The sequence below is a fragment of the Nocardioides sp. Z43_10 genome (assembly GCF_059766615.1).
The window spans coordinates 93,943-115,192 of the sequence record NZ_JCBAJY010000009.1; the positions used below are offsets into that span (position 1 = coordinate 93,943).

General features: G+C 73.5%; 21 protein-coding genes. 10 read left to right on the forward strand and 11 right to left on the reverse strand.

What is annotated here, in order from left to right:
- The first annotated feature begins 27 nt into the window (after window positions 1-27).
- Complete coding sequence (locus tag AC6EI4_RS16615) at window positions 28-1,518, forward strand: M1 family metallopeptidase (protein WP_498452139.1); 1,491 nt, start codon at window positions 28-30, stop codon at window positions 1,516-1,518.
- On the opposite strand, the gene AC6EI4_RS16620 is transcribed toward AC6EI4_RS16615, so the two are convergent.
- Window positions 1,413-1,973 carry a hypothetical protein gene (locus AC6EI4_RS16620; RefSeq protein WP_498452140.1) on the reverse strand — a complete coding sequence of 187 codons (561 nt, stop codon included), beginning with the start codon at window positions 1,971-1,973 and terminating at the stop codon, window positions 1,413-1,415. The genes AC6EI4_RS16615 and AC6EI4_RS16620 overlap by 106 nt on opposite strands.
- Between AC6EI4_RS16620 and AC6EI4_RS16625 the strand changes: the two genes are divergently transcribed.
- Both AC6EI4_RS16625 and AC6EI4_RS16630 read left to right on the forward strand, forming a co-directional pair.
- Window positions 1,899-2,897, forward strand: coding sequence for an NAD-dependent epimerase/dehydratase family protein (locus AC6EI4_RS16625; RefSeq protein WP_498452141.1), 999 nt, complete (start codon window positions 1,899-1,901; stop codon window positions 2,895-2,897). The genes AC6EI4_RS16620 and AC6EI4_RS16625 overlap by 75 nt on opposite strands.
- Window positions 2,898-3,178: 281 nt before the next feature.
- Window positions 3,179-4,666 (forward strand): carboxyl transferase domain-containing protein, encoded by a 1,488-nt coding sequence (locus AC6EI4_RS16630; protein WP_498452142.1) that lies wholly within the window; start codon window positions 3,179-3,181, stop codon window positions 4,664-4,666.
- Between the two features lie 28 nt (window positions 4,667-4,694).
- On the opposite strand, the gene AC6EI4_RS16635 is transcribed toward AC6EI4_RS16630, so the two are convergent.
- The 4 genes from AC6EI4_RS16635 to pdhA form a co-directional block, all read right to left on the reverse strand.
- Entirely contained in the window at window positions 4,695-5,696 is a 1,002-nt protein-coding gene (locus tag AC6EI4_RS16635) for a DUF2804 domain-containing protein (RefSeq protein ID WP_498419727.1), read from the reverse strand.
- 294 nt (window positions 5,697-5,990) lie between these two features.
- Window positions 5,991-7,466: a dihydrolipoamide acetyltransferase family protein gene (locus AC6EI4_RS16640; RefSeq protein WP_498452143.1), complete on the reverse strand. Its 1,476-nt coding sequence runs from the start codon at window positions 7,464-7,466 to the stop codon at window positions 5,991-5,993.
- A gap of 14 nt (window positions 7,467-7,480) precedes the next feature.
- Window positions 7,481-8,473: an alpha-ketoacid dehydrogenase subunit beta gene (locus AC6EI4_RS16645; protein WP_498419731.1), complete on the reverse strand. Its 993-nt coding sequence runs from the start codon at window positions 8,471-8,473 to the stop codon at window positions 7,481-7,483.
- Window positions 8,470-9,660, reverse strand: coding sequence for a pyruvate dehydrogenase (acetyl-transferring) E1 component subunit alpha (pdhA, locus tag AC6EI4_RS16650; protein WP_498419733.1), 1,191 nt, complete (start codon window positions 9,658-9,660; stop codon window positions 8,470-8,472). The genes AC6EI4_RS16645 and pdhA overlap by 4 nt, the downstream gene beginning before the upstream one ends.
- A 236-nt stretch (window positions 9,661-9,896) precedes the next feature.
- On the opposite strand from pdhA, the gene AC6EI4_RS16655 reads away from it, so the two are divergent.
- Window positions 9,897-10,343 carry an SRPBCC family protein gene (locus AC6EI4_RS16655; protein ID WP_498452144.1) on the forward strand — a complete coding sequence of 149 codons (447 nt, stop codon included), beginning with the start codon at window positions 9,897-9,899 and terminating at the stop codon, window positions 10,341-10,343.
- Window positions 10,344-10,353: 10 nt separating this feature from the next.
- On the opposite strand, the gene AC6EI4_RS16660 is transcribed toward AC6EI4_RS16655, so the two are convergent.
- A complete protein-coding gene (locus AC6EI4_RS16660; protein ID WP_498452145.1) occupies window positions 10,354-11,292 on the reverse strand; it encodes a cation diffusion facilitator family transporter in 939 nt (312 codons plus the stop codon).
- A 4-nt stretch (window positions 11,293-11,296) separates the two neighbouring features.
- Window positions 11,297-12,238 carry a glutathione S-transferase family protein gene (locus AC6EI4_RS16665; protein WP_498452146.1) on the reverse strand — a complete coding sequence of 314 codons (942 nt, stop codon included), beginning with the start codon at window positions 12,236-12,238 and terminating at the stop codon, window positions 11,297-11,299.
- Between the two features lie 96 nt (window positions 12,239-12,334).
- Here AC6EI4_RS16665 and AC6EI4_RS16670 point away from each other — a divergent pair, with 96 nt between their 5' ends.
- Both AC6EI4_RS16670 and AC6EI4_RS16675 read left to right on the forward strand, forming a co-directional pair.
- Window positions 12,335-12,937, forward strand: coding sequence for a helix-turn-helix domain-containing protein (locus tag AC6EI4_RS16670; RefSeq protein ID WP_498419740.1), 603 nt, complete (start codon window positions 12,335-12,337; stop codon window positions 12,935-12,937).
- Window positions 12,934-14,235: an MFS transporter gene (locus AC6EI4_RS16675; protein WP_498452147.1), complete on the forward strand. Its 1,302-nt coding sequence runs from the start codon at window positions 12,934-12,936 to the stop codon at window positions 14,233-14,235. The genes AC6EI4_RS16670 and AC6EI4_RS16675 overlap by 4 nt, the downstream gene beginning before the upstream one ends.
- 13 nt (window positions 14,236-14,248) lie before the next feature.
- Here AC6EI4_RS16675 and hisC read toward each other — a convergent pair whose 3' ends face one another.
- From hisC to AC6EI4_RS16690, 3 genes are read right to left on the reverse strand one after another with little or no spacing between them, the layout of a single operon-like run.
- Window positions 14,249-15,355 carry a histidinol-phosphate transaminase gene (gene hisC, locus AC6EI4_RS16680; RefSeq protein WP_498452148.1) on the reverse strand — a complete coding sequence of 369 codons (1,107 nt, stop codon included), beginning with the start codon at window positions 15,353-15,355 and terminating at the stop codon, window positions 14,249-14,251.
- A gap of 22 nt (window positions 15,356-15,377) precedes the next feature.
- Entirely contained in the window at window positions 15,378-15,983 is a 606-nt protein-coding gene (locus AC6EI4_RS16685) for a VanZ family protein (RefSeq protein WP_498452149.1), read from the reverse strand.
- Between the two features lie 32 nt (window positions 15,984-16,015).
- Window positions 16,016-16,969, reverse strand: a complete 954-nt coding sequence (locus AC6EI4_RS16690; protein ID WP_498452150.1) for a dimethylarginine dimethylaminohydrolase family protein — start codon at window positions 16,967-16,969, stop codon at window positions 16,016-16,018.
- A 138-nt stretch (window positions 16,970-17,107) separates the two neighbouring features.
- Here AC6EI4_RS16690 and AC6EI4_RS16695 point away from each other — a divergent pair, with 138 nt between their 5' ends.
- Genes AC6EI4_RS16695 through AC6EI4_RS16710 form a run of 4 tightly spaced genes read left to right on the forward strand, consistent with a single transcriptional unit; the run spans window position 17,108 to window position 19,593 of the window.
- Complete coding sequence (locus AC6EI4_RS16695) at window positions 17,108-17,794, forward strand: GntR family transcriptional regulator (protein WP_498419746.1); 687 nt, start codon at window positions 17,108-17,110, stop codon at window positions 17,792-17,794.
- Window positions 17,791-18,180 carry a phage holin family protein gene (locus AC6EI4_RS16700; protein WP_498419748.1) on the forward strand — a complete coding sequence of 130 codons (390 nt, stop codon included), beginning with the start codon at window positions 17,791-17,793 and terminating at the stop codon, window positions 18,178-18,180. The genes AC6EI4_RS16695 and AC6EI4_RS16700 overlap by 4 nt, the downstream gene beginning before the upstream one ends.
- Window positions 18,173-18,718 (forward strand): low molecular weight protein-tyrosine-phosphatase, encoded by a 546-nt coding sequence (locus AC6EI4_RS16705; protein WP_498452151.1) that lies wholly within the window; start codon window positions 18,173-18,175, stop codon window positions 18,716-18,718. The genes AC6EI4_RS16700 and AC6EI4_RS16705 overlap by 8 nt, the downstream gene beginning before the upstream one ends.
- Window positions 18,715-19,593, forward strand: a complete 879-nt coding sequence (locus tag AC6EI4_RS16710) for a fructosamine kinase family protein (RefSeq protein WP_498452152.1) — start codon at window positions 18,715-18,717, stop codon at window positions 19,591-19,593. Before AC6EI4_RS16705 ends, AC6EI4_RS16710 begins: the two co-directional genes overlap by 4 nt.
- A 534-nt stretch (window positions 19,594-20,127) precedes the next feature.
- Here the strand turns inward: AC6EI4_RS16710 and AC6EI4_RS16715 are convergent.
- Window positions 20,128-21,126 carry an LLM class flavin-dependent oxidoreductase gene (locus tag AC6EI4_RS16715; RefSeq protein ID WP_498452153.1) on the reverse strand — a complete coding sequence of 333 codons (999 nt, stop codon included), beginning with the start codon at window positions 21,124-21,126 and terminating at the stop codon, window positions 20,128-20,130.
- Window positions 21,127-21,250: the final 124 nt, after the last annotated feature.

Consider the following 21,250-nt stretch of genomic DNA (forward strand, 5'->3'; position numbering starts at 1 on the left):
TGTCGCCATGACGGCGAGGGCGCGGGGATGACCAGGCGGGCACGGAGCGTCGTCGCGGCGTCCGGGCTCGCCCTGAGCGTCGTCGTGCTGCTCGGCGTGAGCGGCGTCGTGCTCAGCCGCGGGGACCAGCGCGCCGGGGACGAGCCGCGCAGCGACGCGGGCCCGGCCCTGCACCCCGCCCGCGCCCCCGACCTCGCGCTGGCCGAGGACGAGCCGCGCGAGGACAGCCTCTACCCCGAGGTCGGCGACCCTGTCGTGGACGCCCTGCACTACGACCTGAGCCTCGACTGGACCCGCGCCACACGCACCCTCGACGCGGTGGCGCGGGTGCGGTTCCGGGCCACCACGGACGCCGCGTCGTTCCGCCTCGACCTCGGCGAGGCGCTGGAGGTGGCCTCGGTCGAGGTCGACGGCGTGGCTGTCGCGCACCGCCACGACGGCAAGGACCTGCGGGTGCTGGCCCCGGTCTCGCGCGACCGGCGCTACCTGGTGCAGGTGTCCTACTCCGGCTCCCCGCGCCCGGTGCGCGCCCCGACCCGCCGCACCGACTCCGCCCAGGTGGGCTGGCGGACCACGCCCGCCGGCGAGGTGTGGACGATGCAGGAGCCCTTCGGGGCCTACACCTGGTACCCGGTCAACGACCACCCCTCCGACGAGGCGTTCTACGACGTCGAGGTCACCGTCGACGCGCCGTGGGTGGGCGTCAGCAACGGGCTGCTGACCGGCTGGGAGGAGTCCGCGGGGCGCACCAGGACCGGCTGGCAGCTCGACGAGCCGGCCGCGTCGTACGTGGTGACGCTGGCCATCGGCGACCTGGCGGCGACCTCGGCCACCTCCGCGGGCGGGGTGCCGCTGACCTACTGGACCCCGCGCGACGACGTCGCGGCCCGCGCGGCGGTCCAGCACACCGCCCGGGTGCTGGACTGGGTCGAGGAGCGGCTCGGGCCCTACCCGTTCTCCTCGCTCGGCGCGGTCGTGGTGGACGCCGCGAGCGCGATGGAGACGCAGACGCTGATCACGCTGGGCAACACCGACTACGCGCTGTCCACCGCGGTGCTCGTCCACGAGGTGGTGCACCAGTGGTACGGCAACCAGGTCACCCCCGCCGACTGGCGCGACCTGTGGATGAACGAGGGCATGGCGACCTACCTGCAGGGCCTCTGGGAGGCCGAGGAGGAGGGCCGCCCGGTGGACGCGGTGATGGACGAGTGGGCGGCGCTGGAGCCTGGGCTGCGCGAGGAGGCCGGGCCGCCGGGCGACTTCGACCGTGACGCGTTCGGGGCCAGCAACGTCTACTACTCCCCCGCCCTGATGTGGCACGAGCTGCGCGGCCGGCTCGACGACGAGGTGTTCTGGGCGATGGTGCGGGCCTGGCCGCGTGAGCGGGACAACGCCCAGGCCACCCGCGCGGACTACCTGGCCTGGATCGAGGAGGAGACCGGCGAGGAGCTCACCTCGTTCTTCGACGCCTGGCTGCTCGACGAGCGGGCCCCGCTGGCCGGCACCGGCAGGCCGTAGTGCTCGCGCAGCGTGCGCCCGGCGTACTCGCGGCGGAACAGCCCGCGCTGCTGCAGGATCGGCACGACGTGGTCGACGAACACCTCGAGGCCGACCGGCAGCGCCGGCGGCATCACGTTGAACCCGTCGGCCGCACCGCCGGTGAACCACTGCTCGATGGTGTCGGCCACCTGCTCGGGGGTGCCCACGAAGCTGCGGTGGCCGCGGCCGCCGCCCAGGCGCAGCAGCAGCTCGCGCACGGTGAGGTTCTCCCGGCGGGCGAGCCTGACGGCCAGCTCGTAGCGGGTCTTGTTGCCCTCGATGGCGTCGGCGGGACGGATGTCGTCGGGCAGCGGCCCGTCCAGCTTGCCGGGGGCGCCGGGGCGCGGTTGTCTGGAGCCATGCGACTCCTGGTCCTGGGCGGCACCGTCTTCCTCTCCCGCGCCGTCGCGGCCGCCGCCGTACAGCGCGGTCACGACGTGGTCGCGGCCTGCCGGGGCAGCTCCGGCGCGCTGCCGGAGGGGGTGCGGCACGTCGCCCTCGACCGGGTCCGCGACGACGCGTCGGCGCTCGCGGCAATCGGCGAGGTCGACGCGGTCGTCGACGTCGCCCGCAACCCGGCCTGGGTGCGTGCGGCGGTGGCCGCGCTGCCGCGGGCGCACTGGGTGTTCGTCTCCTCGATCAGCGCCTACGCCGACCACGCGACCCCGAACGGACGACCCGGCCTCACCCCGCTGCTGGACCCGATCGACCTGGCCGCCGACGAGGACGCGATGACCTCCCCCGAGCGGTACGGCGCGGCCAAGGTCGCCTGCGAGCGCGCGGTGCTCGCCGGCGCCGCCTCGTCGTTGATCGTCCGCCCGGGCCTGGTCAGCGGCCCCGGCGATCCCTCGGGCCGGTTCAGCTACTGGCCGGCCCGGCTGGCCGACGTCGGGGCGCACCCGGAGGTGCTCGCTCCCGGCTCGCCCGACGACGTGGTCCAGATCGTCGACGTGCACGACCTCGCCGGCTGGATCGTCGACGCCGCCGCGCGTCATACCACCGGGCTCGTCGACGCCGTCGGCCCGCAGCTGACCCGCGCCGAGCTGCTCGCGCAGGTCGCCGCCGGCGTCGGGGTCGAGGCCACCCCGACCTGGGCGTCCCAGGAGTTCCTGCTCGCCCAGCACGTGGAGCCGTGGGCGGGGCCGCGCTCGCTGCCGCTGTGGCTGCCGTTGCCGGAGTACGCCGGGATGCTCGCCCACGACCCGGCCCCGGCCGCGGAGTCCGGCCTGGTCTCCCGACCGGTGGCCGAGGTCGCCCGCGACACCCTCGCCTGGCTGCGCCGTACCCCCGACGCGCCCGTCGCCGGGCTGACCCGGAGCGAGGAGGCCGAGCTGCTGGCGGCGTGGGCGAGGTGGTGAGGCGTGCGTGAGGCTTTCACACGTTAACTCGTGAAATCTGCGCTCCACGGGACCCCTGGGACCTGCGTGGCCCTAGATGCGCGAGGCCGGGAACTGACCACACGAAACCCGTACTTCCCACGTGTTCCTTCATGTGGGAAGTACGGGTTTCACGAGGTAACTCGTGAAACCCGCACCGCGCACCCGCCGACCCCACAGGCACAGGTCTGCCAATCGGCACCCCCACTTTTCACCTGTTGTCGCCAGCGTCAGCGACCGGCGCGGTGCCCTAGCCTGCGGGCATGACCGCCCAGCCCCGCACCCGGCTCACCGCTCGCGACCTGATCGATCTCGTCCTCGACGACGGGTCCTGGACCTCCTGGGACGTCGCGCCGGTACGGGGCGAGCTCTCCGAGGAGTACGCCGCGGAGCTGGCCCGCGCGGCGCAGAAGAGCGGCGCCGACGAGTCGGTGCTGACCGGCGAGGGCCTGCTGCGCGGTCGGCGGGTGGCCGTCGTGCTGGGCGAGTTCGGGTTCCTGGCCGGCTCGATCGGTCGCGCCGCCGCCGACCGGCTGGTCGCCTCGATCGAGCGCGCCACCGCCGAGGGGCTGCCGCTGCTGGCCGCCCCGGTGAGCGGGGGGACCCGGATGCAGGAGGGCACCCCGGCGTTCGTGCAGATGGTCCGGATCACCGCCGCCGTGGCCGCGCACAAGGAGGCGGCTCTGCCCTACCTCGTCTACCTGCGCCACCCCACGACCGGCGGGGTGATGGCCTCGTGGGGATCGCTGGGCCACGTCACGGTCGCCGAGCCCGGCGCGCTGGTCGGCTTCCTCGGGCCGCGGGTCTACGAGGCGCTGTACGGCAAGCCGTTCCCCGCCGGCGTGCAAACCTCGGAGAACCTCTACGCGCACGGCATCATCGACGCGGTGGTGCCGCCGGAGGAGATCGGCGACATCCTCGACCGGGCGCTGCGCATCCTGATGGCCCCGCGCACCGGCATCGCCGCCGTCCCGGCCCCCGCCGACGAGGCGGTCCCCGACGTCGAGACGTGGGACGCCGTCACCCGGTCCCGGCGTCAGGAGCGCCCCGGCGTACGACGCCTGCTGCGCCACGCCGCCACCGACGTCGTACCGCTCAACGGCACCGGCCAGGGCGAGGCCGACCCTGGCCTGCTCATCGCGCTGGCCCGCTTCGGTGACGCGCCGTGTGTGTTCCTGGGCCAGGACCGTCGCGGCCAGACCAAGGACCACCCGATGGGCCCGGAGGCGCTGCGCGAGGCACGGCGCGGGATGCGGCTTGCCTCGGAGCTCGGGCTGCCGCTGGTCACGGTCATCGACACCCAGGGCGCGGCGCTGTCGGTCGACGCCGAGAACGGCGGGCTGGCCGGCGAGATCGCCCGGTGCCTGTCCGACCTGGTCACCCTCGACGCACCCACGCTGTGCCTGATGCTCGGCGAGGGCAACGGCGGGGGCGCGCTCGCGTTCCTCCCCGCCGACCGGGTGATCGCGGCGCAGCACGCCTGGCTCTCCCCGCTGCCGCCCGAGGGGGCCAGCGCGATCGTGCACCGCGACCTCGACCACGCCCCGGAGATGGCCCGCGCGCAGAAGGTCCGCGCGATCGATCTGCACGCACGCGGGATCGTCGACCGGATCGTCGCCGAGCAGCCGGACGCGGCCGACGAGCCGGAGGCGTTCTGCCGGCGCCTCGGTCTGGTGCTCGAGTACGAGCTCGCCGGGCTGCTCGAGCGCGGCGCGGGCACCGCCGAGCAGCGCAGCCAGCGCTACACCTGAGCGATCACCCGAGTCGTCACCCGAGCCGTCACCAGCGGTTGCGGGCCTCCTCGGCCCACCCGACCAGCCCGTCGAGGGCCACGGTGGCGCCGTCGTCGGTGGCGGCCCACCCGCTGAAGTGCCCGAACAGCTGGTGGGTCTCCGCACCGACGACGCCGAGGTTGGTGCGCGAGACCCGCTCGTGGAACGGCGTGAGCGTGGCCTCGACGCGCGGCCCGCGGATGCGCCACGGGCGGGTCCAGTCCTCGCGGTCGTAGTCCCACGCGAGGTCGTCGCCGATCTTGTGCAGCCGGCCGTCGACCAGCAGCGCGTTCTCCGTCGAGCCGGTGCCGTCGGTCCACCGGCCGCCGAGCTGGATGCCGAGCCGGCGCCCCGCGACCAGGCCGCTGCCCGCCGCCCAGTTCCAGGTGATCACGTAGGGCCAGCGCCCCCGGCCGTGGTCGAGTACGGCGAAGGAGTCCTGCGCGTCGACGTCGTGCGCCTGGCCGTCGACGACGATCCGGCCGGTGACCGGGCGGGCGACGTCCTTGACGGTGTACTGGAACAGCCGATCGCTCCAGGGCACCACCACCCCCAGCGCCTCGTGGCCGGGCACGCTCGGCGCCACCAGGTCGACCTGCAGACCCGGCGCCACGGCCAGGATCCTGACGCCGGTGGGCGTCTGCCGGAGCTCGATGTCCAGCCCCGCGCCGCCGCCGCGCGCCGTACCCTCCCCGCAGCGGTCGGCCAGCACCACGCCCCGGGCCAGCGGCACCGTCGCCTCGGCCGTGCGCTCACGCCCGGTGGCGCGCTCGAGCAGGTAGAGGCTGTGCACCCCCGCGTAGTCCAGGGAGGAGACCACCAACCCGAGCACGTGGGTCGGCGTGATCACGCCCCAGTACTCCCAGCGCTTGGTGCGCCCCCACCCACGCAGGTTGGCCCGATGCAGCGGCGTACGGGTCCAGCCGACGGCCGCCGGGTTCAGGCGCCCCGACGGCAGGCACAGGTCGACGGGCTCGGTGATCTCACGCTCTGCGGTGGTGGAGGGCATCTGACTGATCTACCAGAGCGGCGGGCGTCCGGCTGACGAACCCCCGCCGCCCACCCCTCTGCCGTTTGGTCCCCAACGGAGAGAAATCGGCGCGAGAACCCTCCGTTTCTGACCAATCGGCGCCCGCTCCGACGCCGGCAGGACCTCACGTCGCTGAACCCCGCGAAGCAGGCGCCGTTTGGTCCCCAACGGAGGGAAATCCGGCGAATCACCCGCCGCCTCTGACCAATCGACGATGCCCCCGACCGCAGCCCGACCTCCGGCAGCCCCGAGGCCCCACCGCCCCCACCCACCTCAGAACAACAGCGCAGTCCCCGGGTCGTCCAGGATCCCGGCCACGTCGGTGAGGAACCGCGAGCCCTTCTCCCCGTCGATGTGGCGGTGGTCGAAGGCCAGCGCCAGCGTCGTCACCTGCCGTACCGCGATCTCGTCGACGCCGTCGCGCTCGACCACCCAGGGCTGCTTGCGCACGGCTCCGAAGCAGAGGATCGCCGACTCGCCAGGGTTGATGATCGGGGTGCCCGCGTCGACGCCGAAGACGCCCACGTTGGTGATCGTGAACGTCCCGCCACTCATCTCGCCCGGCTGGGTGCGGCCCTCGCGGGCGGTCGACGTGAGCTCGCCGAGCGCTGCGGCCAGGTCGGACAGCGAGAGGTCCTGCGCCTCCTTGACGTTCGGTACGACGAGCCCGCGCGGCGTGGCGGCGGCGATGCCGAGGTTGACGTAGCTGCGATAGACGACCTCCTGGGCGGCCTCGTCCCACCAGGAGTTGATCTCCGGCGTACGGCGCATCGCGAGCATCGCCGCGCGCGCCAGCACCAGCAGCGGCGACACCTTCAGTTCGCGCAGCTCACGGCGCTCGCGCAGCCGTTCGACCAGCTCCATCGTGCGGGTGATGTCGACGGTCACCCACTCGGTGACGTGCGGGGCGGTGAAGGCCGAGCCGACCATCGCGGACGCCATCATCTTCCGCACGCCCTTCACCGGCTCGCGCCACTCGCGCCGCTCACCCACGTCGTACGACGTCGCCGGCGCGGCCCCGGGAGCAGAAGCGGTCGCGGCGGCCTGCTCCACGTCGGCGCGGCTGACCGTGCCGTGCGGTCCGGTCGGGGTCAGCGTGGCGAGGTCGATGCCCAGGTCCTTGGCCAGCTTCCGCACCGGCGGCTTGGCCAGCATCCGGACCGACCCGTCACTGACGCCGCCAGCCCCCGGCGTGTTGGTCGAGGGAGTGACGGGTCGCGCGGGGGTGGGGGGTGGGGCTGGGGTGGGGGTTGGGGCTGGGGTGGGGGGTGGGGCTGGGGTGGCGGGGACGGCGGGCTCGTCGCCCTCGACGACGGCGTCGGACTGGGCGCCGCCGGCGGCGAAGGCGCCCTGGACCTGCATCTGGGTGGCGGCGGCGGCCGGGCTGGAGGGCGAGGCGGAGCCCTTGCGGGCGCGGCGGCGGGCGACGACCTCGCGGGGGCCGTAGCCGACCAGGGTGGGGTTGCCCTCCGGGGGGACGTTGGTGTCGATCGGGTCGGTCGAGGGCCGCGCGGCGGGCTCGCCGATCGCGATGATCGGGGCGCCCACGTCGACGGTCTGGCCCTCCTCGACGAGCAGGGCGGTGACCCGTCCGGCGTACGGCGAGGGCAGCTCGACCAGCGACTTGGCGGTCTCGATCTCGACGACGACGTCGTTGATCGCCACGACGTCGCCGATCTTGACCTTCCAGGAGACGATCTCGGCCTCGATCAGGCCCTCGCCGACGTCGGGCAGCAGGTACTCGGGCATTCAGGCTCTCCTGCTCAGAACTCGAGGGAACGATCGACGGCGTCGAGCACCCGGTCCACGTCGGGGAGGAACGACTCCTCGATCCGGGACGGCGGGTAGGGGGTGTCGAAGCCGCCGACGCGCAGCACCGGGGCCTCCAGGGAGTAGAAGCACTGCTCGGTGATCCGCGCCGAGAGCTCGGCGCCCAGCCCCAGGTTCACGTGCGCCTCGTGGGCGACCACGGCCCGCCCGGTCCGGGTCACCGACTCCAGCACCGGCTCCATGTCCAGCGGCGAGAGCGTGCGCAGGTCGATCACCTCGACCGAGCGGCCCTCGCCGGCGGCGACCTCGGCGGCCTTGAGGCACGTCTTCACCATCGGACCGTAGGACAGCAGGGTCAGGTCGGAGCCGCGGCGCACCACCCGCGAGGTGAACAGCGGGGCGGCGCTGCTGAGGCTCTGCGTCTCGTCCAGGTCGGCCTTGTCGGCGTGGTACTGCCGCTTGGGCTCCAGGAAGATCACCGGGTCGTCGCAGGCGATGGCCTGCTGGATCATCCAGTAGCCGTCGACCGGGTTCGAGCAGGCCACCACCTTGAGCCCCGGGGTGTGCGCGAACTGCGCCTCCGGCGACTCGGAGTGGTGCTCGACCGCGCCGATGCCGCCGCCGAACGGGATCCGGATCACGATCGGCATCGGGACCTTGCCCTGGCTGCGGAAGCACAGCTTGGCGACCTGGCAGACGATCTGGTCGTAGGCGGGGTAGACGAACCCGTCGAACTGGATCTCCACCACCGGGCGGTAGCCGCGCATCGCCAGGCCCACCGCGGTGCCGACGATGCCGGACTCGGCGAGCGGCGAGTCGATCACCCGGTCCTCGCCGAAGTCCTTCTGCAGCCCGTCGGTGATCCGGAAGACGCCGCCGAGCTTGCCGACGTCCTCGCCCATCAGCAGCACCTTGGGGCTGTCCTCCATGGCGCGGCGCAGGCCCAGGTTGAGCCCCCTGGCCAGCGTGATCCGCTGCGTGCTCATCGCAGCGCCTCCTCGGTGCCGTCGCCCTCGAAGCCGTCCAGGTACGCCGCGTACCCGGCCCGCTGCTCGGCCAGCTCGGCGGTCTGCTCGGCGAAGACGTGGTCGAAGATGCTCAGCGGTCCCGGATCCGGCAGCGCCTTGCACCCGTCGCGCAGCCGGGCGCCCAGGTCGTCGGCCTCGTCGCCGACGGCGTCGAAGAACGCGTCGTCGGCCAGCCCGTTGCGGGTCAGGTAGACCTTGACCCGCGCGATCGGGTCCTTGAGCTTCCAGCGCTCCACGTCGTCGCTGACCCGGTAGCGGGTCGGGTCGTCGGTGGTGGTGTGCGCGCCCATCCGGTAGGTGTAGGCCTCGACCAGCGTCGGGCCCTGGCCGTCGCGGGCGCGCTGCAGCGCCGCCTGCGTCACGGCGTACGTCGCGAGCACGTCGTTGCCGTCGACACGGACCCCGGGGAAGCCGAAGCCGAGCGCCCGCTGGTAGAGCGGGATCCGGCTCTGGCGCTCGATGGGCTCCGAGATCGCCCACTGGTTGTTCTGGCAGAAGAACACCACCGGCGCGTTGTAGGAGGCCGCGAAGATGAACGCCTCGTTCACGTCGCCCTGCGAGGAGGCGCCGTCGCCGAAGTGGGCCACCACCGCGGTGTCGCGCTCGGGGTCGCCGGTGCCGACCGCGCCGTCTCGCTGCACCCCCATCGCGTAGCCGGTGGCGTGCAGGGTCTGCGCGCCGATCACGATCGTGTAGAGGCCGAAGTTGTGCTCGGCGGGGTCCCAGCGCCCCTGGTCGACCCCGCGGAACAGGCCCAGCAGGTCGAGCGGGTCGACCCCGCGGCACCAGGCCACGCCGTGCTCGCGGTAGGTCGGGAAGACGAAGTCCTGGGGTCGCAGCGCGCGTCCCGCGCCGATCTGGGCCGCCTCCTGGCCGAGCAGCTGGGCCCAGATCCCGAGCTCGCCGTGGCGCTGCAGGGCGGTGGCCTCGGTGTCGATGCGGCGGGTCAGCACCATGTCGCGGTAGAGCCCGCGGATGGTGGCCGCCTCCTCCTCCGCGCCCAGCCCGGCGCCGAAGGCGAAGTCGGCGTGCTCGACGCGCTCGCCCTCGGGCGTCAGGAGCTGCACCAGCTCCGGTCCACCGTCGTGCTGCGAGGGACCGAAGGCCTCGACCAGGTCCGGGCCGAACGGACGGGTGTGGCTCACGATGCACTCCTTCGGGTCACCGCCGACGGGGTTCCCGTCGCCGGGCGGGAAGCCGGAGTGGCCGACACGGGGGTGGTGTGCCGTCGCACCCGGACCTGACTGCTCCTGCGGGTGAAGCCCACGGCGTGACCCCGTCAGCGTGTGAGCGGGGCCACACCGTGCGCTCAGGGAGAACGTAGCGCTCCGTGCCCGCGCGCGCGAATCCCTCCCGGCGCCCGGCCCCCTACAGTCGGAGGATGACCACACGCATCGTCTCCTCGTCCGCCACCGTCACCGCGCCGCCCGCGACGGTCTTCGAGATCCTGGCCGACCCGCGCCAGCACCCCCGCATCGACGGGTCGGGCACCGTCCGCAAGGTCCACACCGGTCCCGACCGGCTCACCCAGGGCGCCCGCTTCGGGATGGACATGAAGCGGGTCGCGCCCTACAAGATCACCAGCGAGGTCGTGGAGTTCGAGGAGGGCCGCCGCATCGCCTGGCGCCACCCCGGCGGCCACGTGTGGCGCTACGAGCTGGAGCCGGCCGGCGCGGGCACCCGCGTCACCGAGAGCTTCGACTACTCCGGCGTGCCGGGCGCGCAGGCCAAGCTCTACGAGCTGCTCGGCGTCGTGCGGGGCAACCGGCGCGGCATCGAGAAGACCCTGGAGCGGCTCGCCGAGGCCGCCGAGCAGGACGCCCGCTGAGCCGACCCGCTCAGTGGGTCTCGCCGAGGTCCTCGTGCTCGAGGTGGCTCTCGGGCTCGACCTGGAACGTCGCGTGCCGCACGTCGAAGTCGCTGGCCAGGCACGCGCACAGCCGGTCGAGGATGCCGCCCAGGCCGTGCTCGGCCAGCGCCTGGTCGGTGACCGTGACGTGCGCGGACAGGCTGGGCAGCCCGCTGGTGATCGTCCAGGCGTGCAGGTCGTGGACGTCGGTGACGCCCGGCATCGCCAGCAGGTGGGACCGCACCTCCTCCAGCGGTAGGTCCGCCGGGGCGATCTCGAGCAGCACCGTGCCCGCCTCCTTCGCCAGCCGCCAGGCCCGCGGCAGGACCAGCACCGCGATCAGCAGCGAGGCGATCGCGTCGGCGCGCTCGAAGCCGGTGGTGAGGATGACGATCCCGGCCACGATCGCCAGCACCGAGCCCCACAGGTCCGCCAGCACCTCCGCCGCCGCGCCGCGCAGGTTCAGCGAGCCGGTCTCGGAGCGGCTCAGCACCAGCAGCGACACCGCGTTGGCGACCAGGCCGACGGCGGCGAAGGCGACCATCGGCCCGGCGTCCACCGGCTGCGGCTCGGCCAGCCGCGAGATGCCGGCCCAGGCGACGTAGCCGCAGACCCCCAGCAGCACGAGCGCGTTGAGCAGCGCCGCCAGGATCTCGGCGCGGTGGTAGCCGAACGTCGAGCGCGGGCCGGGCCGCAGCGCCGCGACGTACGACGCCCCGAGCGCGAGCACGACCGCGCCGGCGTCGGTGGCCATGTGCCCGGCGTCGGCCAGCAGGGCCAGCGACCCGGTGACCCAGGCGCCCACCAGCTCCACGACCATGACGACGCCGGTGACCAGCAGCACCAGCCGCAGCCGGGCCCGGTCCTCGGCACGGCCGCGCGCGTGGCTCCCGTGCCCGTGCCCGCCGTGCCCGTGCCCAGCTCCCATGGGCTCAGCCTAGGGACGCGCGCCCGTGCTCGCTGGTCCAGCCCGACAGATCGGGACCCTTCGGGACGATCCCGGACGGGTTGATGTCGGTGTGCACCACGTAGTAGTGCGCCTTGATCTGCTCGAAGTCCACGGTCTCCCCGAACCCGGGGGTCTGGAAGAGGTCGCGGGCGTAGCCCCACAGCGCCGGCATCTCGCTCAGCTTCTGGCGGTTGCACTTGAAGTGGCCGTGGTAGACGGGGTCGAAGCGGACCAGCGTGGTGAACAGCCGGACGTCGGCCTCCGTGATCGCCTCGCCCATCAGGTAGCGGCGGGTGGTGAGCCGCTCCTCGAGCCAGTCCAGCGCGGTCCACAGCCGGTCGTAGGCGGCGTCGTAGGCCTCCTGGGAGCCGGCGAACCCACACCGGTAGACGCCGTTGTTGACCTCGGTGAAGATCCGCTGCATCACCTCCTCCATCTCCTCGCGGCAGTCCTCGGGCCACAGGTCGGGCGCGCCGGGCTTGTGGAAGTCGCGCCACTCGAAGAAGAGGTCGTGGGTGATCCACGGGAAGTCGTTGGTGACGACCTTGCCGCTGCTCACCTCGACCATCGCCGGCACGGTGATCCCGCGCGGGTAGTCGGGGTAGCGGGCGAAGTAGGCCTCCTGCAGCCGTTGGATGCCGAGCACCGGGTCGACGCCGCCGGGGTCGAGGTCGAAGGTCCAGCTGCGCGCGTCGTGGGTGGGCCCCGGCGTGCCCAGCGAGATCACGTCCTCGAGCCCGAGCAGGTGGCGCACGATGATCGCCCGGTTGGCCCACGGACATGCGCGCGCCGCGATCAGCCGGTAGCGGCCCGGCTCGACCGGCCAGCCGTCGCGCCCGTCGCGGGTGATCCGGTCCGGGATGTAGTTCATGTCCCGGTCGAAGGCCTTGCCCTTCTCGACGTACGTCGGGGTGTACTCGCTCATGGCCCCATCGTGCCAGCCCCCACCACCTCGTCATTCACAAAGATTCGTTTGCAAAGAAGTATTTGCAAACGAATCTTTGCGATCTACGGTGGTGCCATGCAGCTCTCCTCGATCACCCCCGACGCCACCGCCCTCAAGGCGCTCAGCCACCCGGTCCGGCTGCGGATGCTGGGCCTGCTGCGCTCCGACGGGCCGGCCACCGCCACCACGCTCGCGGCCCGGCTCGGCCTGAACTCGGGCGCGACCTCCTACCACCTGCGCCAGCTCGCCCAGCACGGCTTCGTGGCCGAGGACACCGAGCGCGGCAACGGCCGGGACCGCTGGTGGAAGGCCGCCCACCAGTACACCCGGACCAGCCTGCCCGCCGCGCCCGAGGAGCGCGAGGCCCACGACGCCTTCGCCCAGGCGGTCGCCGTCGTGCACACCGAGACGCTGCAGCGCGCCGTCGAGGAGCGGCCGCTGGTGCCGGCGGAGTGGCAGGACGTCTCCACGCTGAGCGACTGGAGCATCCGACTCACCCCGCGCCGGGCGAAGGCGCTGCTCGAGGCGCTGGACGCGGTGATCGAGGACGTCGAGGAGGAGCCCGAGGAGGAGGGCGCCGCCGACTACACCGTGGTCCTGCACGCGTTCCCCCGGCCCGGACGCATCGCCGCGTCGGGGCCGGTCGCGAGCACGGACGAGAGCACGGACGCGCCATGACGGCCCGGGTGGCGCGCCACCACGTGCCGCTCTACGGATGGCTCACCTCCGAGGCGATCTCGCTGACCGGCACCCGGGTCTCGATGGTCGCGCTCCCCTGGTTCGTGCTCACCACCACCGGCAGCGCCACCCAGACCGGCCTCGTCGTGTTCGCCGAGATGGCTCCGCTGGTGCTGCTCAAGGCGCTCGGCGGACCGATCATCGACCGGCTGGGGCCGCGCCGGGTGAGCATCGGCTGCGACCTGGCCAGCGTGCTGGTGGTCGGGTCGATCCCGCTGCTGCACTCCCTGGGCGCGCTCTCGTTCCCGCTGCTGCTGGTGCTGGTCGCGCTCGCGGGCGCCTTCCGCGGACCCGGCGACGCCGCCAAGCACGCCTACGTGCCGGTGCTGGTGGAGCACTGCGCGGTGCCGATGGAGCGCGCCACCGGGCTCTCCTCGACCGTCGAGCGGACCGCCGGGATGCTCGGCGCCGCCCTCGCCGGCGGGCTGGTGGCCTGGGTCGGGGCCGCCAACGCGCTGATCGTCGACGCGCTGTCGTTCGGGGTCGCCGCGCTGGTGCTGGCGTGGTCCACCCGGCGCGTCGCCCCGCCGCGCCGTACGCCGGAGCCCGGCGCGGGTGCCGACGCAGGCGCGAGTGCGAGTGCCGAGGCAGGCGGCTACTGGACCGACCTGCGCCTGGGCTGGGACTTCCTGCGCCACGACCGGGTGCTGGTGGCGATCTCGGCCATGGTGGCGCTCACCAACCTGCTGGACATGGCCTACTCCGGGCTGCTGGTGCCGGTGTGGGCGAAGGAGTCGGGGGCCGGCGTGGAGATGGTCGGCCTGGTCTTCGCGGTCTTCAGCGGCGCCTCGATCGCCGGCTCGCTGGCCGCGGCGGCCTGGGGCGCGCGGCTGCCTCGCTTCCGCACCTACCTGTTCGCGTTCCTGCTCTGCGGGGCACCCCGGTTCGTGGTGCTCGCCCTGGAGGCTCCGCTGTGGGCGGTGCTGGCGGTCAGCGTCGTCGGCGGTGCGGCCGCCGGCTTCATCAACCCGGTGCTCGGTGCGGTCATCTTCGAGCGGATCCCCTCGCACCTGGTCGGCCGGGTGACCTCGCTGACCACCGCGCTGTGCTACGTCGGGATGCCGTTCGGCGCACTGGTCGCCGGCGTCCTGGTCAGCTGGCTCGGGTTGGGCTGGGCGCTGGTCGCCTGCGGTGCCGCCTACTTCCTGGCCACGATGGCGCCCACGGTCGACCCGGCCTTCCAGGGCATGGACCGGCGTCCGGCGGCGCTCCGCAGCGAGGAGTCGGCGGCGCGCTGAGGTCGTGCCCGGCTCAGCGGGCGAAGCGCCGCGCGACCTCGACCAGCCGGTCGTTGCCCTCGGTCTCGCCGATGCTCGCCCGGACGCCCTCCCCGACGAAGGGGCGGACCGTGATCCCGGCCTCCTCGGCGGCCGCGGCGAACTCGCCGGTGCGCTCGCCCAGCTCCAGCCACACGAAGTTGCCCTGCGCCTCGGGCACGTCCCACCCGGCGGCCGCCAGGGCCTCGACGACCCGGGCCCGCTCGACCACCAGCGCCTCGACCCGGGCGAGCAGCTCCGGCTCCGCCTCGAGCGAGGCGATCGCCGCCGCCTGGGCGACCCCGGAGACGCCGAACGGCAGCGAGACCGCGCGCAGGGCCGCCGCGAGCGGCGCCTGCGCCACGGCGTACCCGACCCGGAACCCGGCCAGCCCGTAGGCCTTGGAGAAGGTGCGGGTGAGCACCACGTTGGGGTGGGCGCGGTAGGTGGCCAGGCCGTCGACGGGGTCGTCCATCCGGACGAACTCGGTGTAGGCCTCGTCGACCACGACCAGCACCCGCGCCGGCACCCGCGCCAGGAAGGCGTCGAGCTCGGCCTGGGTGAGCGAGGGCCCGGTGGGGTTGTTGGGGGTGCAGACCAGGACCACCCGGGTGCGCTCGGTGATCGCCGCGGCCATCGCGTCGAGGTCGTGGCGGCCCTCCGCGGTGACCGGCACCTGCACCGACGTCGCGGCCGAGGCGGCGACCGCGATCGGGTAGGCCTCGAAGGAGCGCCAGGCGTAGACCACCTCGTCGCCGGGGTCGCAGAAGGCGCTCAGCAGCTGGTAGATCAGCGCCACCGAGCCGGTCGCCACCGAGAGGTCCTCGACGGGGACCTCGAGCCGCTCGGCGAGCGCGGCGTACAGCGCGGCGTTGCCCATGTCGGGGTAGCGGTTCATCTCCGCGACGGCCCGGTGTGCCGCCTCGACCACCCCCGGCAGGGGCGGGTAGGGGTTCTCGTTCGAGGAGAGCTTGTACGACGTGAGACCGGGCCGCACGGTGGGCGGACGCCCCGGCACGTAGGCCGGGATCCGCTGCACGTTGGCGCGGGTCCGGGGGGCCTCCTGCGCGGGCTGCTGCTCGGGCGACGTCGGGGCGGACATGCGCCTCAGGCTAGTACCCGGCTCACCTGCGGGGCCGCCAGGTGCGGCGGAACTCCCAGGGCCTGAGCACCAGCGCGAGCACCAGTCCGATCCCGACACCGAGGACGGCGCCGGTGACGTTGTCGATCACGTCGGTGACGTCGCAGGCCCGGTCGAGACGGGCCAGCTCGAGCTGGGTGTACTCGATGCCGGCCGAGTACAGGGCGAGCAGGACCAGCCCGAGCGGGACCAGCACCCAGCCGCTGCGCCAGCGCGCCGCGGTCAGCACCAGCAGGGCACCGGAGGGGACGAAGAGCGCGGTGTTGAGCGTGCGCTGCCCGCCGTCGAAGATCCAGAAGCCTTCCGGGGCGGGTCCGCCGATGTCCCACGAGCAGCCCGGCAGGCGGCCCTCGGGCGAGACCACGTCCGTGGCCGACTCCGCCGGGACCAGCGTGACCAGGGCGATCACCACCAGCGACCACAGCAGGCCCGGCAACGCCCACCCGGTGACCCAGCCGACCCAGCGCTTGAGCAGCAGGGCGAGGAGCGCGAAGAAGAGCCCGGACACGGCGGCGGCGAGCACCATGAACTCGACCCCACCCACCGGCACGCCGCTGGCCGCGGTCACTGTCATGGCGCCTGGCGTCATGGCGGCGAGGCTAGCGTGATGGCCCAGACCACTCAGGCGGCGACCTCCGCCTCGTCGTCCAGCACCGCGGCGGCGATCGGGCCGGGCAGCACGACCTGGCCGCCGGGCACCAGCGGCAGGTCCCGGCCGAGGGTGACGTCGAGGGGGTTGGTCAGGCAGCGGATGGAGCCGCCGCCCTTGTGGAACTCGGACAGGTCCAGCACGACGATCTCGAAGCCCCACTCCTCCAGCTGGGCGCGGACCCGGTCGGGGCAGGCCGGCATCACCACCGTGCGCCCGACCACCACGGAGTTGGCACAGAACGTCAGCGCCTCCTCCTCGGTGAGCACCAGCGGCTCGGGCACCAGGTCCAGCAGGGCCTGCGCGCTCTCCGCGTCGAACGCCGAGGGGCAGACCATCGCCCGGCGCTGGTCGAGCGGGTGGAAGGCGAGGTCGAGGTGGTACATCCCGGGGTGGGTGATCCGCACGCCGCGGACCCGGACGCCGAGGTCGGCGGCCAGGTGCTCGAGGCCGAGCTCGTCGGTGCGGGGGCCGTGGCCGACGACCAGCGCGTCGCCGAACGCGAACGCGTCGCCGGCCTCGAAGTGCGCGCCGACCCCGTCGCGACCGACGTACGACGTGCTCCAGCCACGCTCGGCGAACCACGGCTGAGCGCTGGCGCCCTCCATCCGGCGCTCGGGGAAGCGCATGTGCGACATCACCACGTGGCGCCCGCCGTCCGCCCGGACCACGCCGAGGCCCAGGTTCATCGCGTAGACCATGTCCGGGGCGTCGGCGCGCTGGGCGATCACGTCGACCTCGGCGCCCAGCGCGCGCAGCGTCGCCACCAGCGCGTCCCACTGCCGGCGCGCCAGCGCGGGGTCGGGCTGGTCACGCACGTCCATGAACGGGTTGATCACGTAGTCCACCCGGAAGTAGTCGGGCCGCACCATGGCGTAATGGCGGCCCCAGGCCAGGGCGCCCCGGTCGTGTGCGCGTGCGGTCATGCGTCCCCCTCGGGTCCGAGTGTCGGATTGTCTGACAATCAGACAGGAAGGCTCAGTGTGCTGGTCCCGCGTGCATGTGGCAAGCCGGTGTCGGACAATGTGGGCCCAGCCCATTCGCCGTCCCCGGGGAAGAGAGCCATGACCGAGCAGTTCGGCACGCTTCGCCTGGACCACTCCTCCACGGTCGACCGGGCCGTCGGCGAGCTGCGCCGCGCGGTCTTCGACGGCGAGCTGGCCTCCGGCACGCCGCTGCGCGAGGTGGCGCTGGCCGAGTCGCTGGGCGTGGCGCGCTCCACCGTGCGCGAGGCGCTGGCGATCCTGGTCGCCGAGGGCATCGCCACCCGCGAGCCGCACCGCGGAGTGTCGGTCGCGACGACCCACCCCGACTCCGTGCGCGACGTGATCCGCGCCCGTGCGGTGCTCGAGGGGGCCGGCGTACGGCACTGGCGCGAGGCCGACCCCGAGCACCGCCGCGCGGTCCGCACCACGCTGGAGGCCTACACCGGCGCGGTCCGCGACGGCGCGTCGTACCAGCAGCTCAACGAGCGCCACCTGGCCTTCCACGTCTCGCTGGTGGGCCTGCTCGGCTCGCCGCGGCTGGTGCACATGGCCGACACCCTGGTCACCGAGCTCAAGCTCGCGCTGGCCCAGATCGACCGGATCCGCCGCAACGCCCACGACCAGGCCGACTCGCACACCCAGCTGGTGCTGCTGCTCGAGGCCGACGACGTGGACGGCGCCGCCGCGTACCTCGATCAGCATCTCGCCGACGCCGAGCGGGACATCCTCTGGGCGCTGGGACTCAGCCTAGGATCGGCCACGTGAAGAAGACCCTCCTGTGGCTGGTGACCAATGCGATCGCTCTGGCCGTGGCCGCCTGGCTCCTGGACGGGATCTGGTTCGACGGGCCCTCCTCGGGCCAGGACGAGGTCACCGAGAAGATCGGCCCGCTGCTGCTGGTCGCCCTGATCCTGGGGTTGGTCACGGCCTTCGTGGAGCCGGTGGTGAAGGTCCTCTCACTGCCGTTCATCGTGCTCACCGTGGGGCTGTTCCTGCTGGTGATCAACGCCGCCATGCTCGAGCTGACCTCCTGGATCGCCGGCCAGGTCGGCATCGGCTTCCACGTCGACGGCTTCTGGACCGCGGTGCTCGGCGCGGTGGTGATCACGCTGGTGACGGGCTTCATCGACGTGGCCGTGGACGATGACTGAGCCCGCGCCCGAACGGGCCGGGGCGACGCCGCCCGCGCTGCCCACGCCGCTCGACGGGCCGCCGTACCGGATCGTGCTGGTCTGCCTGGGCAACATCTGCCGCTCCCCGATGGCCGACGTGGTGCTGAGTCAGCGCGTCGCCGAGGCCGGGCTTGCGGACCGGGTGGAGGTGATCAGCGCCGGCACCGCCGACTGGCACGTCGGCAAGCCGATGGACCGGCGCGCGGCGGCCACCCTGACCGCCGCCGGGTACGACGCGACCCGGCACCGCGCGCAGCAGTTCGAGTCGGTCTGGCTCGAGGAGCACGACCTGGTGCTGGCGATGGACGCGCAGAACCTGTCCGACGTGCTGGACCTCGCGGTGTCCAGCGACGTGGACCGGGTCCGGCTCTTCCGGGACTTCGATCCGCGTGAGCCGGGTGGGGAGGTTCCGGACCCGTACTACGGTGGGGACGACGGGTTCGAGGAGGTGCTGAGGATGGTCGAGCGGACGTGCGCCGCCCTCGTCACCGCCTTGGAGCGGGACCTGCCTCGATGACCCGCCAGCCGTTGGTCGCCCGTCGCGCCGAGGAGCTCCTCGGCTGTGCGGTCGCGGCTACGGCTCCGGTCGCCGGCGGTGACGTCGCGACGGCCACCCGGCTGCGGCTCAGCGACGGTCGCAACGCCCTGATGAAGACCCACCCCCATCCGCCCGCGGGCATGTTCGCCGCGGAGGCGCGAGGGCTGCGCTGGCTCAGCGCCGCCACCGGTGACGGCGGCGTCGCCGTGCCCGAGCTGCTCGCCGCCGCCGACGACTGCGTGATCCTGCGCTGGATCGAGCCGGGCAAGGTCACCACCGACACCGCCGCGGCGTTCGGCCGGGCGCTGGCGATCACCCACCTCGCCGGGCACCCGACGTACGGCATGGAGCACGACGGCTACATCGGCCTGCTCCCGCTGCCGAACCGCCCGGCCCCGACCTGGGCGGAGTTCTTCGCCACCCGGCGGGTGCTGCCCTACCTCAAGCTCGCCTACGGCCGCGGGGCGGTGAGCGACGAGCAGGCCGCGAAGATCGACCGGCTGGCGCACCGCCTCGGCGAGCTCGTGCCCGAGGAGCCCCCGGCCCGGCTGCACGGCGACCTGTGGAGCGGCAACGTGCTGTGGGGCAGCGACGCCACGCCGTACCTGATCGACCCCGCGGCCCACGGCGGGCACCGGGAGAGCGACCTGGCGATGCTGGCGCTGTTCGGGCTGCCGCACCTGCAGCGGGTGCTCGAGGCGTACGTCGACGAGGCCGACGCGCGCGGACGCCCCCTCCAGGACGGCTGGCTCGAGCGCCAAGGGCTGCACCAGCTCCACCCGCTGCTGGTGCACGCCTGCATGTTCGGCGGCGGGTACGGCGCGCGGGCCGCCGCGGTCGCCGACGCGTTCTAGCGCTCTCTAGCCCGCCGCGCCGGGCCACTCCGGACACCCGCGACCAGGGCCCGCCCGCCCGCCCACGTCGGCCCCCCGGTGACCCACAGGCAACTGGAGGTTCCCGTGCACCTGGCGTGCGATCCACCAGTTACCTGCGGGTAAGCCTTCGGAGGGCGGGTAGCGGGCCGACTCGAGGGGGATCCGAGTGGGCCCGCGGAACTCGGGGCACCGCTGGCGGCTCAGCGGACCATCGCCGCGGGCCAAGCCACTCCGGACGCCCGCGCGCCATCGCCCACCTGCCCCCGGGGGCGCCCCCAGGTGACCGACAAGTAACTGGAGATTCCCGTGCACCTGGTGCGTGCGATCCACCAATTACCTGCGGGTAAGCGGACGGGGCGCGGGTCGTCGTACGCCCGTGGAGAGGCCCACCCAGCCCGCCTACACCTCCGCCAGTCGCGAGTTCACGCCGACTCGCGCCCACCCAGTCGCGAGTTCACGCCGACTCGCGCATCTCCGCGCGCGAGTTCACGCCGACTCGCGCATCTGCGGGGGTCAGGCTAGGGCGGCGGCGGTGAGCTCTACGGAGCGGAGGCGGTCGGCGAGCACGGTGGACTGGTGGGCGACGATCAGCTCGTCCGCGGCGGCCTCGGCGGCGAACGTGGTGAGGTAGTCGCGCACCTGCTCCGGGGTGCCCACCGCGCTGTAGCGCAGCATGTCCGCGAGCTGGCGACCATCGGGGGTGGTCAGGAAGGCGTCGATCTGCTCGTCGCTGTACTCGGGCGCCTCGGCCCCGGGGGCGGCCGGACGGCTCACCATCCCGCGGACGAAGTCGCGGCGCCGCCGGTCCAACTGCTCACGCGCGTGTGCCTCGTCGTCGGCGGCGACGACGTTGACCCCGGCGATCACGTACGGCTCGGCGAGCTGGCGCGAGGGCTTGAAGTCACGGCGGTAGGTGGCCACTGCGTCGTGCAGGGCGGCCGGGGCGAAGTGCGAGGCGAAGGCGTAGGGCAGACCCAGCGCGGCGGCCAGCTGGGCGCCGAACAGCGACGAGCCGAGGATGTAGAGCGGCACGTCGGTGCCGGCCCCCGGCACGGCCTGCACGCCCGGGATCAGCGACTCGCCGCGCAGGAACCCCTGGAGCTCCTGGACGTCCTGGGGGAACCCCTGGGCGGAGGCGGGCGAGCGCCGCAGCGCGCGCATGGTGTTCTGGTCACTGCCGGGCGCCCGCCCCAGGCCGAGGTCGATGCGTCCGGGGTGCAGGGTCTCGAGCGTGCCGAACTGCTCGGCGATGGTCAACGGGGAGTGGTTGGGCAGCATCACCCCGCCGGCGCCGAGCCGGATGGTGCGGGTGTGCGCGGCCACGTGCGCGATCACCACGGCGGTCGCCGAGGACGCGATGCCGGGCATGTTGTGGTGCTCGGCGTACCAGACCCGGCGATAGCCGTGCGTCTCCGCGGCCTGCGCCAGGCTGACGCTGGCGGCGAGACTCTCGGCGGCGGTCTCGGTGGGGGCGATGGGAGCGAGGTCCAGGATCGAGAGCGGGAGAGCCATACCCCCCACCGTACGAACTTGCTCCAACCAAGCAACCGCCACGGTCGCCGGCGGCGCGGGCAAGGAACGGGCATCGTGATGTGACGCGGCGTACATTGGGCGGTGTCCGCGAGTGCTGCTTGGG

Bases quoted from the DNA above. Each gene is read 5' to 3' on its own strand.
- AC6EI4_RS16685 (WP_498452149.1), bottom strand. From the start codon at position 15,983: ATGACGCCAGGCGCCATGACAGTGACCGCGGCCAGCGGCGTGCCGGTG.
- AC6EI4_RS16655 (WP_498452144.1), top strand. From the start codon at position 9,897: ATGACCACACGCATCGTCTCCTCGTCCGCCACCGTCACCGCGCCGCCC.
- AC6EI4_RS16615 (WP_498452139.1), top strand. From the start codon at position 28: ATGACCAGGCGGGCACGGAGCGTCGTCGCGGCGTCCGGGCTCGCCCTG.
- AC6EI4_RS16670 (WP_498419740.1), top strand. From the start codon at position 12,335: ATGCAGCTCTCCTCGATCACCCCCGACGCCACCGCCCTCAAGGCGCTC.
- AC6EI4_RS16630 (WP_498452142.1), top strand. From the start codon at position 3,179: ATGACCGCCCAGCCCCGCACCCGGCTCACCGCTCGCGACCTGATCGAT.
- AC6EI4_RS16665 (WP_498452146.1), bottom strand. From the start codon at position 12,238: ATGAGCGAGTACACCCCGACGTACGTCGAGAAGGGCAAGGCCTTCGAC.
- AC6EI4_RS16695 (WP_498419746.1), top strand. From the start codon at position 17,108: ATGACCGAGCAGTTCGGCACGCTTCGCCTGGACCACTCCTCCACGGTC.
- AC6EI4_RS16625 (WP_498452141.1), top strand. From the start codon at position 1,899: ATGCGACTCCTGGTCCTGGGCGGCACCGTCTTCCTCTCCCGCGCCGTC.
- AC6EI4_RS16645 (WP_498419731.1), bottom strand. From the start codon at position 8,473: ATGAGCACGCAGCGGATCACGCTGGCCAGGGGGCTCAACCTGGGCCTG.
- AC6EI4_RS16640 (WP_498452143.1), bottom strand. From the start codon at position 7,466: ATGCCCGAGTACCTGCTGCCCGACGTCGGCGAGGGCCTGATCGAGGCC.
- AC6EI4_RS16635 (WP_498419727.1), bottom strand. From the start codon at position 5,696: ATGCCCTCCACCACCGCAGAGCGTGAGATCACCGAGCCCGTCGACCTG.
- AC6EI4_RS16705 (WP_498452151.1), top strand. From the start codon at position 18,173: ATGACTGAGCCCGCGCCCGAACGGGCCGGGGCGACGCCGCCCGCGCTG.
- AC6EI4_RS16660 (WP_498452145.1), bottom strand. From the start codon at position 11,292: ATGGGAGCTGGGCACGGGCACGGCGGGCACGGGCACGGGAGCCACGCG.
- hisC (WP_498452148.1), bottom strand. From the start codon at position 15,355: ATGTCCGCCCCGACGTCGCCCGAGCAGCAGCCCGCGCAGGAGGCCCCC.
- AC6EI4_RS16675 (WP_498452147.1), top strand. From the start codon at position 12,934: ATGACGGCCCGGGTGGCGCGCCACCACGTGCCGCTCTACGGATGGCTC.
- AC6EI4_RS16710 (WP_498452152.1), top strand. From the start codon at position 18,715: ATGACCCGCCAGCCGTTGGTCGCCCGTCGCGCCGAGGAGCTCCTCGGC.
- AC6EI4_RS16715 (WP_498452153.1), bottom strand. From the start codon at position 21,126: ATGGCTCTCCCGCTCTCGATCCTGGACCTCGCTCCCATCGCCCCCACC.
- AC6EI4_RS16690 (WP_498452150.1), bottom strand. From the start codon at position 16,969: ATGACCGCACGCGCACACGACCGGGGCGCCCTGGCCTGGGGCCGCCAT.